18 protein-coding genes are annotated in these 18,632 nt (G+C 55.6%); 15 read left to right on the top strand and 3 right to left on the bottom strand.

Annotated features, from left to right (window positions below; translation table 11 throughout):
* Positions 1–61: 61 nt before the first annotated feature.
* Complete coding sequence (locus HED65_RS17680; RefSeq protein ID WP_114979560.1) at positions 62–1,327, top strand: 4-aminobutyrate--2-oxoglutarate transaminase; 1,266 nt, start codon at positions 62–64, stop codon at positions 1,325–1,327.
* 197 nt (positions 1,328–1,524) lie between these two features.
* The gene (gene livJ, locus HED65_RS17675) at positions 1,525–2,625 is read left to right on the top strand and encodes a branched chain amino acid ABC transporter substrate-binding protein LivJ (RefSeq protein WP_147279804.1); all 1,101 of its coding nucleotides are present in this window, start codon (positions 1,525–1,527) and stop codon (positions 2,623–2,625) included.
* Positions 2,626–2,841: 216 nt separating this feature from the next.
* Here livJ and panM read toward each other — a convergent pair whose 3' ends face one another.
* The gene (gene panM / locus HED65_RS17670) at positions 2,842–3,231 is read right to left on the bottom strand and encodes an aspartate 1-decarboxylase autocleavage activator PanM (RefSeq protein ID WP_114979558.1); all 390 of its coding nucleotides are present in this window, start codon (positions 3,229–3,231) and stop codon (positions 2,842–2,844) included.
* 424 nt (positions 3,232–3,655) lie between these two features.
* Here panM and livK point away from each other — a divergent pair, with 424 nt between their 5' ends.
* The 10 genes from livK to ugpQ all read left to right on the top strand — a co-directional run bounded on the left by livK (position 3,656) and on the right by ugpQ (position 13,691).
* On the top strand, positions 3,656–4,765 hold the full coding sequence (gene livK / locus HED65_RS17665; RefSeq protein ID WP_114979557.1) for a high-affinity branched-chain amino acid ABC transporter substrate-binding protein LivK: 1,110 nt from the start codon (positions 3,656–3,658) through the stop codon (positions 4,763–4,765).
* A gap of 46 nt (positions 4,766–4,811) precedes the next feature.
* On the top strand, positions 4,812–5,738 hold the full coding sequence (gene livH, locus HED65_RS17660; protein WP_028017954.1) for a high-affinity branched-chain amino acid ABC transporter permease LivH: 927 nt from the start codon (positions 4,812–4,814) through the stop codon (positions 5,736–5,738).
* Positions 5,735–7,012 carry a branched chain amino acid ABC transporter permease LivM gene (gene livM, locus HED65_RS17655; protein WP_013099130.1) on the top strand — a complete coding sequence of 426 codons (1,278 nt, stop codon included), beginning with the start codon at positions 5,735–5,737 and terminating at the stop codon, positions 7,010–7,012. Before livH ends, livM begins: the two co-directional genes overlap by 4 nt.
* Complete coding sequence (gene livG, locus HED65_RS17650; protein WP_008500101.1) at positions 7,009–7,776, top strand: high-affinity branched-chain amino acid ABC transporter ATP-binding protein LivG; 768 nt, start codon at positions 7,009–7,011, stop codon at positions 7,774–7,776. The genes livM and livG overlap by 4 nt, the downstream gene beginning before the upstream one ends.
* 17 nt (positions 7,777–7,793) lie before the next feature.
* Positions 7,794–8,507: a high-affinity branched-chain amino acid ABC transporter ATP-binding protein LivF gene (gene livF, locus HED65_RS17645; RefSeq protein ID WP_022651964.1), complete on the top strand. Its 714-nt coding sequence runs from the start codon at positions 7,794–7,796 to the stop codon at positions 8,505–8,507.
* 248 nt (positions 8,508–8,755) lie between these two features.
* Positions 8,756–10,072 carry a sn-glycerol-3-phosphate ABC transporter substrate-binding protein UgpB gene (gene ugpB, locus HED65_RS17640; RefSeq protein ID WP_114979556.1) on the top strand — a complete coding sequence of 439 codons (1,317 nt, stop codon included), beginning with the start codon at positions 8,756–8,758 and terminating at the stop codon, positions 10,070–10,072.
* A gap of 74 nt (positions 10,073–10,146) precedes the next feature.
* Entirely contained in the window at positions 10,147–11,034 is an 888-nt protein-coding gene (gene ugpA / locus HED65_RS17635; RefSeq protein ID WP_114979555.1) for a sn-glycerol-3-phosphate ABC transporter permease UgpA, read from the top strand.
* Positions 11,031–11,876 carry a sn-glycerol-3-phosphate ABC transporter permease UgpE gene (ugpE, locus tag HED65_RS17630; protein WP_114979554.1) on the top strand — a complete coding sequence of 282 codons (846 nt, stop codon included), beginning with the start codon at positions 11,031–11,033 and terminating at the stop codon, positions 11,874–11,876. The genes ugpA and ugpE overlap by 4 nt, the downstream gene beginning before the upstream one ends.
* 1 nt (position 11,877) lies before the next feature.
* The gene (locus HED65_RS17625; protein WP_114979553.1) at positions 11,878–12,948 is read left to right on the top strand and encodes a sn-glycerol-3-phosphate import ATP-binding protein UgpC; all 1,071 of its coding nucleotides are present in this window, start codon (positions 11,878–11,880) and stop codon (positions 12,946–12,948) included.
* Positions 12,945–13,691, top strand: a complete 747-nt coding sequence (gene ugpQ, locus HED65_RS17620; RefSeq protein ID WP_114979552.1) for a glycerophosphodiester phosphodiesterase — start codon at positions 12,945–12,947, stop codon at positions 13,689–13,691. The genes HED65_RS17625 and ugpQ overlap by 4 nt, the downstream gene beginning before the upstream one ends.
* Here the strand turns inward: ugpQ and HED65_RS17615 are convergent.
* Positions 13,675–14,052 carry a DUF2756 family protein gene (locus HED65_RS17615; protein ID WP_108089399.1) on the bottom strand — a complete coding sequence of 126 codons (378 nt, stop codon included), beginning with the start codon at positions 14,050–14,052 and terminating at the stop codon, positions 13,675–13,677. The two genes, ugpQ and HED65_RS17615, sit on opposite strands and share 17 nt — an antisense overlap.
* 123 nt (positions 14,053–14,175) lie before the next feature.
* Between HED65_RS17615 and ggt the strand changes: the two genes are divergently transcribed.
* On the top strand, positions 14,176–15,921 hold the full coding sequence (gene ggt, locus HED65_RS17610; RefSeq protein WP_189338751.1) for a gamma-glutamyltransferase: 1,746 nt from the start codon (positions 14,176–14,178) through the stop codon (positions 15,919–15,921).
* A gap of 86 nt (positions 15,922–16,007) precedes the next feature.
* On the opposite strand, the gene yhhY is transcribed toward ggt, so the two are convergent.
* Complete coding sequence (yhhY, locus tag HED65_RS17605; protein ID WP_114979551.1) at positions 16,008–16,496, bottom strand: N-acetyltransferase; 489 nt, start codon at positions 16,494–16,496, stop codon at positions 16,008–16,010.
* Positions 16,497–16,750: 254 nt separating this feature from the next.
* On the opposite strand from yhhY, the gene HED65_RS17600 reads away from it, so the two are divergent.
* Positions 16,751–17,788: an oxidoreductase gene (locus HED65_RS17600; protein ID WP_114979550.1), complete on the top strand. Its 1,038-nt coding sequence runs from the start codon at positions 16,751–16,753 to the stop codon at positions 17,786–17,788.
* Between the two features lie 123 nt (positions 17,789–17,911).
* The gene (locus HED65_RS17595; protein WP_028017945.1) at positions 17,912–18,607 is read left to right on the top strand and encodes a pirin family protein; all 696 of its coding nucleotides are present in this window, start codon (positions 17,912–17,914) and stop codon (positions 18,605–18,607) included.
* Positions 18,608–18,632: the final 25 nt, after the last annotated feature.

Raw genomic sequence — 18,632 nt, 5'->3', positions numbered from 1 at the left:
TCCCTCCCCCTGGCAAACACTTACTGATGCGCTAAGCAGGCGACTTTCTCAGGGGGACAGGGTGAAAAATAACGAACTGAATGACCGGCGTTTACAGGCGACGCCGCGCGGCATCGGTGTGATGTGTAATTTTTATGCCGATAAAGCTGAAAACGCCACGGTGTGGGATGTTGAAGGCAACGAGTACATCGACTTCGCCGCGGGGATCGCGGTACTGAATACCGGCCATCGCCACCCCAAAGTCATTTCCGCGATCGAAAAGCAACTCCATGCCTTTACCCACACGGCCTACCAGATTGTGCCGTACGAAGGCTACGTGGCGCTTGCCGAACGTCTCAACGAACGCGTGCCCGTTGAGGGCCCGGCTAAAACGGCGTTCTTCTCCACGGGGGCTGAGGCGGTCGAAAACGCCGTAAAAATTGCCCGCGCGTATACCAGGCGTCCTGGCCTTATCACCTTCGGTGGTGCATTCCACGGCCGCACCTTTATGACGATGGCTTTAACGGGGAAAGTGGCACCCTACAAACTGGGTTTCGGCCCGTTCCCCGGCTCGGTTTACCACGCGCAATATCCTAATGAACTGCACGGCATCAGCACGGCGGAAGCGTTGAAAAGCCTGGAACGCATCTTTAAAGCGGATATCGCACCCGACCAGGTCGCGGCCATTATTCTCGAGCCGGTTCAGGGGGAAGGTGGTTTCAACATTGCGCCTGCTGATTTTATGCAGGCCCTGCGCGCGTTGTGCGATACCCACGGCATTTTGCTGATTGCCGACGAGGTGCAAAGCGGCTTCGCCCGTACCGGCAAGCTGTTCTCGATGGAACACCACTGCGTGAAGCCTGATCTGATCACCATGGCGAAAAGCCTTGCGGGCGGGATGCCGCTCTCGGCGGTTTCTGGCCGTGCGGAGGTGATGGACGCACCCGCGCCGGGCGGGCTGGGCGGCACCTACGCCGGAAACCCGCTGGCGATTGCGGCGGCGCATGCCGTGCTGGACGTGATTGATGAAGAGGACCTCTGCACGCGCTCGGCCCATCTTGGCCATCACCTGGTAGAAGTGCTGAACAAAGCGAAGGAACATTGCCCTTATATCGCTGACATTCGTGCGCAAGGCTCGATGGTGGCGGTGGAGTTTAACGACCCGCAATCAGGGCTCCCGTCGCCGGAATTCACCCGTCAGGTACAAGAACGCGCGTTGCAGGAAGGGCTACTTCTTCTGAGCTGCGGCGTCTACGGCAACGTCATTCGTTTCCTGTATCCGCTGACTATCCCTGAAGTGCAGTTCCGTAAAGCGCTGGACATTATCTCCGCGTCGCTGACACGTTAAAGCCACACGCCCGGCGGAAATCTCTGCCGGGCTTATCATATATTCATTTCAAATTAGCTATTCCAAAATCATAAAAATGGGGTATGTTTTAGCAGAGTATGCTGAAAAAGCGCGAGTGGCATACCTATAACTGAAATAAAGCGCTACACAACAACATCACAATAATCGTAATAACCATAATAATGGGGAATCTCAGGATGAACATGAAGGGTAAAGCGTTACTGGCAGGATGTATCGCGTTGGCATTTAGCACGATGGCACAGGCAGATATTAAAGTGGCTGTCGTAGGAGCGATGTCCGGTCCGGTAGCACAGTATGGTGACCAGGAATTTACTGGCGCAGAACAGGCGGTTGCAGACATTAATGCCAAGGGCGGTATTAAGGGCGAAAAACTGCAGATCGTAAAATATGATGATGCCTGTGACCCGAAACAAGCGGTCGCGGTTGCGAACAAAGTGGTGAACGACGGGATCAAATACGTTATCGGTCACCTGTGCTCTTCCTCTACTCAGCCAGCGTCTGACATCTACGAAGACGAAGGCATTCTGATGATTACCCCGGCAGCGACGGCACCAGAGCTGACCTCTCGCGGCTACAAGCTGACCCTGCGCACCACCGGTCTGGACTCTGACCAGGGCCCAACTGCGGCGAAATACATCGTTGAAAAAGTGAAGCCGAAGCGCATTGCCATCGTTCATGACAAGCAGCAGTACGGTGAGGGTCTGGCGCGTTCCGTGCAGGACAACCTCAAGAAAGCGAATGCCGACGTGGTGTTCTTCGACGGTATCACCGCTGGTGAGAAAGATTTCTCCACCCTGGTGGCGCGTCTGAAGAAAGAGAATATTGATTTTGTGTACTACGGTGGTTACCACCCGGAAATGGGGCAGATCCTGCGCCAGGCACGTGCTGCCGGTCTGAAAACCCAGTTCATGGGACCGGAAGGCGTGGCGAACGTTTCCCTGTCTAACATCGCGGGTGAATCAGCCGAAGGCCTGCTGGTGACCAAACCGAAGAACTACGACCAGGTCCCGGCGAACAAACCAATCGTAGATGCCATCAAGGCGAAGAAACAGGATCCAAGCGGTGCGTTCGTGTGGACCACCTACGCTGCCCTGCAGTCTCTGCAAGCGGGCCTGAACCAGTCAGCCGATCCGGCTGAGATTGCCACCTGGCTGAAAGCGAATACTGTTGAGACCGTGATGGGGCCGCTTTCCTGGGACGCGAAGGGCGACCTGAAGGGCTTCGAGTTCGGTGTGTTTGACTGGCATGCTAACGGCACGGCGACAGACGCCAAATAATTTTCCCTTCGCCTTTCGCGCCGCAGGTGCGTTGGCTGCGTTATTCAACCCCGGTCACTTACTTATGTAAGCTCCCGGGGATTTCATAACTTGCCGCCTTCCTGCAACACGAAATGCTTGGGAAAAGCTGCAAAAAGGCAACGTAAGTTGCCTTTTTTATGTTTTCTCCCTCTCCCCGTGGGAGAGGGTCGGGGTGAGGGCATCAGGCCGCACAGGTCATCCCTGGCGCTTCTCCCACCCATTCTCCTGCGCCGTAAACCCTAACGCCTGCAAAAATGCTGCCATCACGCCACGGTCTTCCACGCCCACGTCGGACATCCACCAGGAGGTCACGCTCGGGTTTTCGCGGATCACTTCTTCAATCAAATACTGCCCCACACCGCGACGACGGGTGACGTCACGCACGCGCAGTGAATCCAGCGCCCCTTCGGTGCCGCTCAGGGTCACGCGAACCGCTGCCAGCAAACGTTCGTTAAAGCGCGCGGCATAAATGCGGTGGGTCTCGTCAACGCGTAGTGACGAAGGGGAATATTCCGGCCAGATCTTGCCCAGGTCGATATGATCCTGGTCGCTAAAGGTCACCAGACGAACGATTGTCAGTTTCATTAGCTTGTTGTCCAAATCAAATTGAGTAGGGGCAGTGTACTCAATTTATTCACTCAGCGGCTTCCTCTTTTTATTCTCATTAACCAGGTGATTAGTTTTTTGGCAACGCGATGGGCAGTTTGAAAACACATGGATCGAAAAATAAGCAGAATTTTAACCTGAATGGTAGTGATTTATTCGGCGCTTTGTACCGTTATTTTATGCTGCAAACTGCACTTTTATTTGTTTATCTCTGCCTGAATTCAGAATATTATCTTTGCTTAATAGCCTGAAAAATAGAGATTTTAGTCTGGTTTTTGTGAAAAAACTGCGCTAAACCATTAAAGGCACTGGTAAAAATAGCGTTGTGCATTAAAAGTACAGAATGCTTTTTAACCAGAATAAAACAAAATATAAACACGACATCACGAATGGGGATTCAGAGATGAAAAGGAACGCGAAAACGTTACTCGCGGGGATGGTTGCATTGTCGATTTCGCATGCAGCCATGGCGGAAGAGATTAAAGTTGCTGTAGTCGGTGCGATGTCCGGTCCTGTTGCCCAGTGGGGGGATATGGAGTTCAACGGTGCGCGCCAGGCCATCAAAGACATCAACGCCAAAGGTGGCATCAAAGGCGACAAACTGGTCGGCGTGGAATACGACGATGCCTGCGATCCCAAACAGGCCGTCGCGGTCGCCAACAAAATCGTCAACGACGGTATTCAGTATGTGATTGGCCACCTGTGCTCATCCTCCACCCAGCCGGCGTCTGATATCTACGAAGACGAAGGCATTCTGATGATCACCCCGGGTGCGACCAACCCGGAGCTGACCCAACGCGGCTATCAGCACATTATGCGTACCGCGGGTCTGGACTCCTCTCAGGGCCCAACCGCCGCCAAATACATCCTCGACACCGTTAAGCCACAGCGCATTGCCATTATTCATGACAAGCAGCAGTACGGTGAAGGCCTGGCGCGTTCCGTTCAGGACGGCCTGAAAAAAGGCGGCGCGAATGTCGTCTTCTTCGATGGAATTACCGCCGGTGAGAAAGATTTCTCCGCCCTGATTGCCCGTCTGCAAAAAGAGAATATTGATTTCGTTTACTACGGTGGCTACTACCCGGAAATGGGCCAGATGCTGCGCCAGGCGCGTTCGGTAGGGCTGAAAACCCAGTTTATGGGGCCGGAAGGCGTGGGTAACGCCTCCCTGTCAAACATCGCGGGTGATGCCGCCGAAGGCATGCTGGTTACGATGCCAAAACGCTATGACCAGGATCCGGCCAACAAGGCTATCGTTGATGCGCTCAAGGCGCAGAAGAAGGATCCGAGTGGTCCGTACGTCTGGATCACCTACGCGGCTGTGCAGTCTCTGGCAACCGCACTGGATCGCTCCGGCAGCAAAGAACCGCTGGATCTGGTGAAAGATTTAAAAGCACACGGGGCGAACACCGTGATTGGGCCGCTGAACTGGGATGAGAAAGGCGATCTGAAGGGATTTGAGTTTGGTGTCTTTAAGTGGCACGCCGACGGTTCATCCTCGGCCGCCAAATAATTATCCCACCGCCCGGACTGACGGGCGGGTATAAAAAGGTTTGCATATGTCCGAGCAGTTTCTCTATTTCCTGCAGCAGATGTTTAACGGCGTCACGCTGGGAAGCACCTACGCGCTGATCGCCATCGGCTATACGATGGTTTACGGTATTATCGGCATGATTAACTTCGCCCACGGCGAGGTGTACATGATCGGTAGTTATGTCTCCTTTATGATCATCGCCGCGCTGATGATGATGGGTATCGACAGCAGCTGGTTGCTGGTCGCTGCCGGGTTTGTCGGCGCGATCGTGATTGCCAGTGCCTACGGCTGGAGCATCGAACGCGTGGCCTACCGGCCGGTGCGCAGCTCCAAGCGCCTGATTGCCCTGATCTCCGCCATCGGTATGTCAATCTTCCTGCAAAACTACGTCAGCCTGACCGAAGGCTCGCGCGACGTGGCGCTGCCAAGCTTGTTTAATGGCCAGTGGGTTGTCGGGGCGAGTGATAACTTCTCTGCGTCTATTACCACCATGCAGCTGGTTATCTGGATCGTGACCTTCATTGCGATGCTGGCGCTGACCTTGTTCATTCGTTATTCCCGCATGGGGCGCGCCTGTCGTGCCTGCGCGGAAGACCTGAAGATGGCGAGCCTGCTGGGCATTAACACCGACCGTGTGATTGCACTCACCTTCGTGATTGGCGCGGCAATGGCTGCTGTCGCAGGTGTGCTGCTCGGTCAGTTCTATGGTGTGATTAACCCGTACATCGGCTTTATGGCCGGGATGAAAGCCTTCACCGCTGCGGTGCTGGGTGGTATCGGCAGCATTCCGGGCGCGATGATTGGCGGTCTGATCCTCGGTGTGGCGGAAGCGCTCTCCTCGGCGTATCTGAGTACGGAATATAAAGATGTGGTGTCGTTTGCCCTGCTGATTCTGGTTCTGCTGGTAATGCCTACCGGTATTCTGGGTCGTCCGGAGGTAGAGAAAGTATGAAACCGATGCATTTTGCAATGGCGCTGCTCTCTGCCGCCATGTTCTTCGTGCTGGCGGGCGTCTTTATGGGCGTTCAGTTAGAGCTGAACGGTACTAAGCTGGTGGTGGACACCGCAGCAGACATCCGCTGGCAGTGGGTGTTTATCGGCACGGCCGTGGTGTTCCTGTTCCAGCTGCTGCGTCCGCTGTTCCAGAAGACGCTGAAAGGCGTTTCTGGCCCGAAATTCGTGCTGCCTGCGATTGATGGTTCAACCGTTAAACAGAAGCTGTTCCTCGTCGCCCTGCTGGTGGCGGCGGTGGCGTGGCCGTTCGTGGTATCTCGCGGGACGGTAGACATTGCCACCCTGACCATGATCTACGTGATACTCGGTCTGGGTCTGAACGTGGTAGTGGGGCTCTCTGGCCTGCTGGTGCTGGGCTACGGCGGCTTCTACGCCATCGGTGCTTACACCTTCGCGCTGCTGAACCACTATTACGGCCTCGGCTTCTGGACGTGTCTGCCGCTGGCAGGGTTGGTTTCTGCTGCTGCGGGCTTCCTGCTGGGCTTCCCGGTGCTGCGCTTGCGCGGTGACTACCTGGCGATTGTGACCTTAGGCTTTGGTGAAATCGTCCGTATCTTGCTGCTCAACAACACTGAAGTGACCGGTGGCCCGAACGGTATCAGCCAGATCCCGAAACCGACCTTCTTTGGTCTGGAATTCAGCCGTACCGCCCGTGAAGGCGGCTGGGATACCTTCAGCAACTTCTTTGGCGTGAAATATGACCCGTCTGACCGTGTGATCTGGCTCTACCTGGTGGCGCTGCTGCTGGTGGTGATTACCCTGTTCGTGATCAACCGTCTGCTGCGCATGCCGCTGGGCCGCGCGTGGGAAGCACTGCGTGAAGATGAGATCGCCTGCCGCTCCCTGGGCCTGAACCCGACCCGTATCAAGCTGACCGCGTTCACCATCAGTGCCGCGTTTGCCGGTTTTGCCGGGACGCTGTTTGCCGCACGCCAGGGCTTTGTCAGCCCGGAATCCTTCACTTTTGCCGAATCTGCCTTTGTGCTGGCGATTGTGGTGCTCGGCGGGATGGGTTCGCAGTTCGCCGTTATCCTGGCGGCCATCCTGCTGGTGGTCTCGCGTGAGCTGATGCGCGACTTTAACGAATACAGCATGCTGATGCTGGGTGGTTTAATGGTGCTGATGATGATCTGGCGTCCGCAGGGCTTGCTGCCGATGACCCGTCCACAGCTGAAGCTGAAGAACGGGCAAGCGAAAGGAGAGCAGGCATGAGTCAGCCATTATTATCCGTTAACGGTCTGATGATGCGTTTTGGCGGCCTGCTGGCGGTCAACAACGTGAATCTGGATCTGCACAAGAAAGAGATTGTCTCCTTGATTGGCCCGAACGGCGCGGGTAAAACGACGGTCTTCAACTGCCTGACTGGTTTCTACAAGCCGACGGGCGGCACCATTATGTTGCGCGACCAGCACCTTGAAGGCCTGCCCGGGCAACAGATCGCCCGTATGGGCGTGGTGCGTACTTTCCAGCACGTGCGTCTGTTCCGTGAGATGACGGTCATTGAGAACCTGCTGGTGGCGCAACATCAGCAGCTGAAAACCGGGCTTTTCTCTGGCCTGCTGAAAACCCCGGCCTTCCGTCGCGCACAGGATGAAGCGCTGGATCGCGCTGCCACCTGGCTCGACCGCATCGGTCTGTTGCAGCATGCTAACCGTCAGGCTAGCAACCTGGCTTACGGCGACCAACGCCGTCTGGAGATTGTGCGTTGCATGGTGACGCAGCCGGAAATCCTGATGCTCGACGAGCCTGCTGCTGGCCTCAACCCGAAAGAGACCAAAGAGCTGGACGAGCTGATTGCTGAACTGCGCGATCATCACGACACAACCATCCTGTTGATTGAGCACGATATGAAGCTGGTGATGGGCATTTCTGACCGTATCTACGTGGTAAACCAGGGTACGCCGCTGGCAAACGGCACGCCGGAAGAGATCCGCAACAACCCGGACGTGATCCGCGCCTATTTAGGCGAAGCATAATGGGGGCGAGCCATAAGATGGAAAAAGCGATGTTAACGTTCGACAAGGTCAATGCGCACTACGGCAAGATCCAGGCGCTACACGACGTCAGCCTGCATATCAATCAGGGTGAAATCGTCACCCTGATTGGCGCCAATGGCGCGGGCAAAACAACACTGCTCGGTACCCTGTGCGGTGACCCGCGTGCAACCAGCGGGCGAATTGTGTTCGATGGCAAAGACATTACCGACTGGCAGACCGCCAGAATCATGCGTGAAGCGGTGGCGATTGTCCCGGAAGGGCGTCGCGTGTTTTCCCGCATGACGGTGGAAGAGAACCTGGCGATGGGCGGCTTCTTCGCTCACCGCGATGAATACCAGACCCGCATCAAGTGGGTGTACGAACTCTTCCCGCGCCTGTGGGAGCGTCGTATCCAGCGTGCGGGCACCATGTCCGGCGGTGAACAGCAGATGCTGGCGATTGGCCGTGCGCTGATGAGCCAGCCACGATTGTTGCTTCTCGATGAACCGTCGCTGGGGCTTGCGCCAATCATCATCCAGCAGATTTTTGACACCATCGAACAGCTGCGTAAAGAGGGAATGACCATCTTCCTCGTCGAGCAGAATGCTAACCAGGCGCTGAAGCTTGCAGACCGTGGCTACGTACTGGAGAACGGTCGCGTGGTACTCTCTGATACTGGCGATGCGCTGCTGGCGAACGAAGCGGTGCGGAGTGCTTATTTAGGCGGCTGAGCCGTCTTTATCGCCCGGTGGCGCTTACGCTTACCGGGCCTACAGGATCGAGTAGGCCGGGTAAGGCGTAGCCGCCACCCGGCTTTTTTTCACCCCCAACCCCCTTCACACAACCATCATCCCCCTGACGCCTGGCTGTCATCTACCTGTAAACAAACAGTTATTTTTCTGTCATTCGAGCATGTCATGTTACCTCGCGAGCATAAAACGCGTGATATCGCGCATCCGGCATAATAAGAGAGACGACTATGACATCGTTACGACACACAGCTTTGGGTCTGGCAATCGGTCTGGCTTTTGCGACGAACGCAATGGCTGTCACCACCATTCCGTTCTGGCATTCCATGGAAGGGGAGTTGGGTAAAGAAGTTGACTCCCTGGCGCAGCGTTTCAACGACACTCATCCGGATTACAAAATTGTGCCGGTGTACAAAGGTAACTACGAGCAGAGCCTGAGCGCAGGTATCGCTGCTTTCCGTACCGGTAATGCACCTGCACTGTTACAGGTTTATGAAGTGGGTACCGCCACCATGATGGCCTCTAAAGCCATCAAGCCGGTGTATGAAGTCTTTAAAGATGCGGGTATCAACTTCGACGAATCCCAGTTCGTGCCAACCGTTTCCGGTTACTACACTGATTCCAAAACCGGCCACCTGCTGTCTCAGCCGTTTAACAGCTCTACCCCTGTGCTGTACTACAACAAAGACGCCTTCAAGAAAGCCGGTTTAGATCCAGAGCAACCGCCAAAAACCTGGCAGGATTTGGCGGAGTACACCGCGAAGCTGAAAGCGGCAGGGATGAAGTGCGGCTATGCGAGCGGCTGGCAGGGCTGGATCCAGATTGAAAACTTCAGCGCCTGGCATGGCCTGCCGGTGGCGACCAAAAACAACGGTTTCGACGGCACCGATGCGGTACTGGAGTTCAACAAACCAGAGCAGGTGAAACACATTGCACTGCTGGAAGAGTTGAACAAGAAGGGCGATTTCAGCTATTTCGGCCGTAAAGACGAATCTACCGAGAAGTTCTACAACGGTGATTGCGCTATTACCACCGCCTCTTCCGGTTCACTGGCAGACATCCGTCATTACGCCAAATTCAACTACGGCGTGGGCATGATGCCTTACGACGCTGATGTGAAAGGTGCGCCACAGAACGCCATCATCGGCGGGGCGAGCCTGTGGGTGATGCAGGGCAAAGACAAAGGGACCTACAAAGGCGTAGCCGAGTTCCTCGACTTCCTGGCGAAACCAGAAAATGCCGCCGAATGGCACCAGAAAACCGGTTACCTGCCAATCACCAAAGCCGCGTATGACCTGACTCGCGAGCAGGGCTTCTACAGCAAGAACCCGGGCGCGGACATCCCGACGCGTCAGATGCTGAACAAGCCGCCATTGCCTTACACCAAAGGTCTGCGTCTGGGCAATATGCCGCAGATCCGCACCATCGTCGATGAAGAACTGGAAAGCGTGTGGACCGGGAAGAAAACGCCACAGCAGGCGCTGGATTCAGCGGTAGAGCGCGGGAATCAGCTGCTGCGTCGTTTTGAGCAGTCGACCAAATCGTAATCTTTTTACCCTCACCCTAACCCTCTCCCACCGGGAGAGGGCTGGAGTGAAGGGAAACCAACCTGAGCTAACCTATGTCCTCATCTCGTCCGGTGTTCCGTTCCCGCTGGCTGCCCTATCTGCTGGTCGCGCCGCAACTGGTCATCACCGTTATCTTCTTTATCTGGCCTGCGGGCGAAGCGCTATGGTACTCGGTCCAAAGCGTCGATCCGTTCGGGCTTTCCAGCCAGTTTGTTGGCCTGGATAATTTCACCGCGCTGTTCCATGACAGCTACTATCTGGACTCTTTCTGGACGACGCTGAAATTCAGCGCGCTGGTGACCGTCAGCGGTCTGGTTGCATCGCTGTTTTTCGCCGCGCTGGTGGATTACGTGGTACGCGGCAGCCGTCTGTATCAGACGCTGATGCTCCTGCCTTACGCCGTTGCGCCCGCCGTCGCTGCTGTACTGTGGATCTTCCTGTTTAACCCTGGCCGCGGGTTGATTACCCACTTCCTGGCAGAATTCGGCTACGACTGGAACCACGCGCAGAACAGCGGTCAGGCGATGTTCCTGGTGGTGTTTGCCTCGGTGTGGAAGCAGATCAGCTATAACTTCCTGTTCTTCTTTGCCGCGTTGCAATCCATTCCGCGCTCGCTGGTGGAAGCCGCGGCGATTGATGGCGCAGGCCCGATCCGCCGCTTCTTTAAACTGGCGCTGCCGCTGATCGCCCCGGTGAGTTTCTTCCTGCTGGTGGTCAACCTGGTGTACGCCTTCTTCGACACCTTCCCGGTGATCGATGCCGCCACCGCCGGTGGTCCGGTACAGGCGACGACCACGCTTATCTATAAGATCTACCGCGAAGGTTTTGCTGGCCTGGATCTCTCAGCCTCTGCCGCGCAGTCCGTCGTGCTGATGTTCCTTGTCATCATCCTCACGGTGGTGCAGTTCCGTTATGTCGAAAGTAAGGTGCGCTACCAATGATTGAGAACCGTCGCGGGCTGACGATTTTCAGCCATACCATGCTGATTTTAGGGATTATTGTCATCCTGTTCCCGTTGTACGTAGCCTTTGTTGCCGCCACGCTGGACACCAAGGCGGTGTTTGATACGCCGATGACGCTGATCCCGGGCGGTCATCTTTTCGAGAATATGTCGACCATCTGGACGCAGGGCGTGGGTGTTAACAGCGCACCGTTCTGGTTGATGATGCTCAACAGTTTCATCATGGCGTTCGGTATCACGGTGGGCAAAATTACAGTGTCGATGCTCTCGGCCTTTGCCATCGTCTGGTTCCGCTTTCCGCTGCGTAACCTGTTCTTCTGGATGATCTTTATCACCCTGATGTTGCCGGTGGAGGTGCGTATCTTCCCGACGGTGGAGGTCATCGCCAACCTGAAGATGCTCGACAGCTATGCGGGCTTAACCCTGCCGTTGATGGCTTCGGCGACCGCCACCTTCCTGTTCCGCCAGTTCTTTATGACCCTGCCGGACGAGCTGATTGAAGCCGCGCGTATCGACGGCGCTTCACCGATGCGCTTCTTCCGCGACATCGTGCTGCCGCTGTCGAAAACCAACCTCGCGGCGCTGTTTGTGATCACCTTTATCTATGGCTGGAACCAGTACCTGTGGCCACTGCTGATTATTCAGGACGTTAACCTCGGCACTGCCGTGGCAGGCATTAAAGGCATGATCGCCACTGGTGAAGGTACCACCCTCTGGAACCAGGTGATGGCGGCGATGCTGCTCACCCTTATCCCACCCGTAGTCATTGTTTTAGCCATGCAACGTGCATTTGTCCGTGGCCTGGTCGATAGCGAGAAATAAGATGGCAGGTTTAAAACTTCAGGCAGTTACTAAAAGCTGGGATGGCAAAACCCAGGTTATTCAGCCGTTAACGCTCGACGTGGCGGACGGCGAGTTTATCGTGATGGTCGGGCCGTCTGGCTGCGGTAAATCCACCCTGCTGCGCATGGTGGCGGGGCTTGAGCGCGTGACCTCCGGGGATATCTGGATCGACCGTCATCGCGTCACCGAGATGGAGCCGAAAGACAGAGGCATCGCGATGGTGTTCCAGAACTACGCGCTCTATCCGCACATGAGCGTGGAAGAGAACATGGCCTGGGGGCTGAAAATACGCGGGATGGGCAAAGGGCATATCGAGGAGCGTGTGAGAGAAGCGGCGCGCATTCTGGAGCTGGATGGCCTGCTGAAGCGCAGACCGCGCGAGCTTTCCGGCGGCCAGCGTCAACGCGTGGCGATGGGCCGCGCGATTGTGCGTGACCCGGCGGTGTTCCTGTTCGATGAACCGCTCTCCAACCTCGATGCCAAGCTGCGTGTGCAGATGCGCCTCGAGCTACAGCAGCTGCATCGCCGCCTGAAAACCACCTCTTTGTACGTGACCCACGATCAGGTCGAAGCGATGACGCTCGCCCAGCGCGTGATGGTGATGAACAAGGGGATAGCTGAGCAGATTGGCACCCCGGTTGAAGTGTATGAAAAACCGGCCACCCGCTTTGTGGCGAGCTTTATCGGCAGCCCGGCAATGAACCTGCTGGAAGGGCGTATCAGCAGTGCGGGAACCCATTTTGAGCTGGAAAGCGGGATGGCATTGCCGATCAACTGGTACTATCGTGGCTACGCCGGGCGTAAAATGACGCTCGGTATCCGCCCGGAGCATATTGGTTTAACCTCTCAGGCGGAAGGCGGCGTACCGCTGGTGATGGATACGCTGGAGATGCTGGGGGCTGATAACCTGGCGCACGGACGTTGGGGCGAGCAAAAAATGGTGGTGCGTCTGGCACATCAGGAACGCCCTAAAGCAGGCAGCACGCTATGGCTGCATCTGCCGGAAAATCACCTGCACTTATTTGACGGTGAAACAGGACAACGAGTATGAGCAACTGGCCTTATCCCCACATCGTCGCCCACCGTGGCGGCGGTAAACTGGCACCGGAAAATACCCTGGCGGCAATTGATGTTGGCGCACGTTACGGCCACACAATGATTGAATTCGACGCCAAGCTGTCGAAAGACGGCGAAATTTTCCTGCTGCATGATGACAACCTTGAACGCACCAGCAACGGCTGGGGCGTGGCGGGTGAATTGCCGTGGCGCGATCTGCTGAAAGTGGATGCCGGAAGCTGGTACAGCGGTGAATTCAAAGGCGAGCCGCTGCCGCTGCTGGCGGAAGTGGCGGAACGCTGCCGTAAGCACGGGATGATGGCCAACATTGAGATCAAACCGACAACCGGCACCGGGCCGCTAACGGGCAAGGTCATCGCGCTGGCAGCGCGTGAGTTGTGGGAAGGGATGACCGCGCCGTTGCTCTCCTCGTTCGAAATTGACGCGCTGGAAGCGGCACAGGCGGCCGTGCCGGAGTTGCCGCGTGGGCTGCTGCTGGACGAGTGGCGCGAGGACTGGCGTGAGCTGACGACACGCTTAGCGTGTGTCTCTATCCATCTCAATCACAAGCTGCTGGATGAGGCGCGGGTGAAGATGCTGAAAGACGCGGGTCTGCATATTCTGGTCTACACCGTCAATAAACCCCAGCGTGCAACCGAACTGCTGCGCTGGGGCGTGGACAGCATCTGTACCGATGCGATTGACCTGATCGGCCCGGACTTTAGTTCTGCGGATTAAGCATACTGCCGTTCGACTGCTGCGGTAGCATATGCTGCTGGCCGCTGCTCTGCATTGTTCCGTTGCCTAACATGCCACCGTTATGGTTGGGCAGCGGCTGTTCCCGTACCTGACCCTGCTGCACGCGCTGAGTGTTGGCGTTCATCTGATTTTGCAGGCTCTGCTGTTGCATCTGGGTCTGCGTTTTCAACTGCTGGTTAAGCATCCCTTTTTGCTGCTGCTGCTGGCTCATCATCTCCGTCTGCATACGCTGCTGGCTTGGAATGACATAACCCTGCTGGTTCGGATTGTTCATGGTATTCAGTGGCTGTGCGAGCGCGGTAAACGGTAACAGCGCGGTAAGAATCAGTAAGCGTTTCATTGTCATTTCCTCCTTTTGAGGCCTCTCTTAAGTTTACCCTGATTTCACCATGACGATGATTTTTTAGGAGTTGTGAACCAGGCTTAAGCGGGGAATATGGATCCCTTCACCTGGAGAACAATAATGATGAAACCAACATTTTTACGCTGGGTAGCGATCGCCGCGCTGATGGCTGGCGGCACATTTAGCGTGGCGGCCAACCCGCCAGCGGCACCGCCAGTCTCCTATGGCGTGGAGGAAGATGTTTTCCATCCCGTGCGGGCGACACATGGCATGGTGGCTTCGGTGGATGCGCTGGCAACAAAAGTGGGCGTCGATATTCTTAAGCAGGGTGGTAACGCGGTGGATGCGGCTGTTGCCGTCGGGTACGCGCTGGCGGTGACGCATCCGCAGGCGGGTAACCTGGGGGGCGGGGGCTTTATGATGCTGCGCACCAAAGACGGGAAAACCACGGCTATCGACTTCCGTGAAATGGCTCCCGGCAAGGCTTCCCGTGATATGTTCCTTGACGATCAGGGCAACCCGGACAGCAAAAAATCGCTGACCTCGCATCTCGCGTCTGGCACGCCGGGCACCGTGGCGGGTTTCTCACTGGCGCTGGAAAAATACGGCTCGATGCCGCTGAACAAGGTCGTCCAGCCTGCGATTAAACTGGCGCGGGAGGGCTTTATTGTGAATGACGCCCTGGCCGATGATCTCAAAACCTACGGCAGTGAAGTCATTCCGAACCATGAAAACAGCAAGGCGATCTTCTGGAAAAACGGTGAGCCGCTGAAGAAGGGCGATAAGCTGGTGCAGAAGAATCTCGCCAAAAGCCTGGAGCTGATTGCGGAGCACGGCCCGGACGCCTTCTACAAAGGCACGATTGCTGACCAGATTGCTGAAGAGATGCAAAAGAACGGCGGGCTCATCACCAAAGCGGATCTGGCAGAATACAAGGCGGTGGAGCGTGCGCCGATCAGTGGAACCTATCGCGGCTACGAAGTCTTCTCCATGCCACCACCGTCCTCTGGTGGCATTCACATCGTGCAGATCCTCAACATTCTTGAAAACTTCGATATGCACAAATTCGGCTTCGGTAGTGCCGATGCCATGCAGGTGATGGCCGAGGCGGAAAAGCATGCCTACGCTGACCGTTCGGAATATCTCGGTGATCCGGACTTCGTGAAGGTGCCGTGGCAGGCGCTGACCAATAAGGCTTATGCCAAATCGATTGCTGAACAGATCGACATCAACAAGGCTAAGCCTTCGAGCGAGATCCGCCCCGGTAAGCTGGCACCGTACGAAAGCAACCAGACCACCCATTTCTCGGTGGTGGATAAAGACGGTAACGCGGTGGCAGTGACCTATACACTCAATACCACTTTCGGTACCGGTATTGTGGCGGGCAATAGCGGCATTCTGCTGAACAACGAGATGGATGATTTCTCTGCCAAACCGGGCGTGCCGAACGTCTACGGGCTGGTCGGTGGTGATGCGAATGCGGTGGGGCCGAAGAAACGTCCATTGTCGTCCATGTCGCCTACCATCGTGGTGAAAGACGGTAAAACCTGGCTGGTGACCGGTAGTCCTGGTGGTAGCCGTATTATCACTACTGTGCTGCAAATGGTCGTGAACAGTATCGACTTTGGGATGAACGTTGCCGAAGCGACCAATGCCCCGCGTTTCCACCATCAGTGGCTGCCGGATGAGCTGCGTGTCGAGAAGGGCTTTAGCCCGGATACGATCAAACTGCTGGAGCAGCGCGGACAAAAGGTGGCGGTGAAAGAGGCGATGGGGAGCACCCAGAGCATTATGGTCGGGCCGGACGGAGCGCTGTTTGGGGCGTCGGACCCGCGTTCGGTGGATGATTTAACGGCGGGGTATTAACGTATTGCCCGGTGGCGCTGCGCTTACCGGGCCTACAACTGCACGAACGTAGGCCGGGTAAGGCGAAGCCGCCACCCGGCAACACACTACTTCATTCTCGCCATATAATACGCATCGACATACTCGCCGTTGCGCAGCGCGTAACGTTTGCCGGTGCCTTCAATTTCGAATCCGTGCTTCTTGTAGACCGCAATGGCCGGCTCGTTGTCGACAAACACCGTCAGCTCAATACGATCAACCCGCAGCCAGTTGTCGCACATATCAATCATGGTGCGAAGCAGCGCACTGGCAACGCCGCGGTTGTGCCACTGCGACCCTACACAAATACCGAAATCAGCGACGTGGCTGCGGCGCGGCCGCTGTGCGACATCGATCGTGAGATGCCCGACGACGATATCATCAATGCAGGCAACTAACTGCTTAATCCCAGGCTGATCGCTTAGCCGCATCTGCCACATTTCCATAGAAGGATGAGGGACTTGTAGCGTGTTGTGGTACACCTCCGGCTGGGCGTGGATCTGACGGATGGCGTCATAATCTTTCGGTTCAGCGTGGCGTATCACTATCTCACTCATTCCTTCGTCCTCTGTGGGTTAATGTCCTCTTTAACATCAGTGACTTTAAAATTTGAGTCAACCGCTATTTTTTGCAAAAAGTATTGGACAACTGCGAATGAGAATGATTATTATTGTCCTGCATTCAGGAAGACCGCTACGGGAACCTGAAAGCACGACATTGCTCACATTGCTTCCAGTATTACTTTAGCCAGCTTTTAGCTGGCTTTTTTTTGTTATGGTAGGTCTCAGTAACCTTCCAAAAGGACTGAGCCATGACACTACATTGCGCATTTATTGGATTTGGTAAAAGTACGACCCGCTATCACCTTCCGTATGTCCTTCACCGTAAAGATTCCTGGCATGTGGCCCATATCTACCGCCGCCGCGCGAAGCCAGAGGAGCAGTCTCCGCAGTATTCCCACATCCATTTCACCAGCGATCTGGACGAAATCCTTAACGATCCGCAGGTGAAACTGGTTGTTGTCTGTACTCATGCTGACAGCCATTTTGACTACGCGAAACGCGCTCTGGAAGCAGGTAAGAACGTACTGGTGGAAAAGCCGTTTACGCCGACTATCGCCGAAGCGAAGGCGTTGTTCGCACTGGCGAAAAGCAAAGGACTGACCGTTACGCCATATCAAAACCGTCGCTTTGACAGTTGCTTCCTGACGGCGAAAAAAGTGATTGAGAGCGGTAAGCTCGGTGACATCGTGGAAGTCGAAAGTCACTTCGACTACTACCGCCCGGTAGCAGAAACTCAACCAGGCCTGCCGCAGGATGGCGCGTTCTATGGGCTCGGCGTACACACCATGGATCAGGTCATCTCCCTGTTTGGCCGCCCGGACCACGTGGCATATGACATCCGCAGCCTGCGTAACAAAGCCAACCCGGACGATACGTTTGAAGCGCAGCTGTTCTACGGTGACCTGAAAGCTATTGTCAAAACCAGCCATCTGGTGAAAATCGACTATCCGAAATTTATCGTTCACGGTACGAAAGGCTCGTTTATCAAGTCCGGTATCGACCAGCAGGAGACCAGCCTGAAGGCCAATATCATGCCAGGTGAACCGGGCTTTGCGGCGGATGATTCGGTTGGCGTGCTGGAATATGTGAAGGCGGATGGCACGACTGCCAGAGAAGAGTTGAAGCCCGAGGTGGGTGATTATGGCCGCGTGTACGATGCACTGTTTGCGACTATCAATAGCGGTGTAGCGAATTACGTCAAGGAATCTGACGTACTGACTAACCTTGAAATCCTTGAACGGGCCTTTGAACAGGCTTCTCCTGCCACGGTAACCCTCGCGAAATAAGCAAAAATGGCTCCTCTTCACTTGTTCATAATTTTTGAACAGAGGAGTCAATTTTCACCCTCTATGATCCCAGGCCGTTTGCGTCCACACTTACTCCATCGAAACGAACTGAGGGTGAAAACAATGATCTACTTACGCAAAGCAAACGAACGTGGTCACGCGAATCATGGCTGGCTGGACTCATGGCATTCATTCTCGTTTGCCGACTACTACGACCCAAACTTCATGGGCTTCTCCGCACTGCGCGTGATTAACGACGACGTGATTGATGCAGGGCAGGGCTTCGGCACCCACCCGCACAAAGACATGGAAATTCTGACCTATGTGCTGGAAGGCGCGGTTGAGCACCAGGACAGCATGGGCAACAAAGAGCAGGTTCCTGCGGGCGAGTTCCAGATCATGAGCGCGGGTACCGGGGTGCGTCACTCTGAGTACAACCCGAGCAAAACGGAAAAATTGCACCTGTATCAAATCTGGATTATTCCAGAAGAAACCGGCATCACGCCACGCTATGAGCAGCGCCGCTTCGACGCGAAACAGGGTAAACAGCTGGTGCTGTCCCCGGATGCGCGAGAAGGCTCCCTGAAAGTGCATCAGGATATGGAACTGTATCGCTGGGCGCTGGCGAAAGACGAACAGTCTGTTCATCAGATTGCTGCTAACCGCCGCATCTGGATCCAGGTGGTGAAAGGTGAAGTCACCATCAACGGTACTAAAGCGACAACGGCTGATGGTCTGGCCATCTGGGACGAGCAGGCGATCTCCGTACACGCTGACAGCGAAAGTGAAATTCTGCTGTTTGACCTGCCTCCGGTGTAATAAATCATAAATAAATGCCCAACCT

Origin of the sequence: Pantoea sp. LS15, assembly GCF_012241585.1 — a bacterium.
Lineage (GTDB): Bacteria > Pseudomonadota > Gammaproteobacteria > Enterobacterales > Enterobacteriaceae > Enterobacter.
This window is presented reverse-complemented; position numbering and strand designations above follow the sequence as displayed.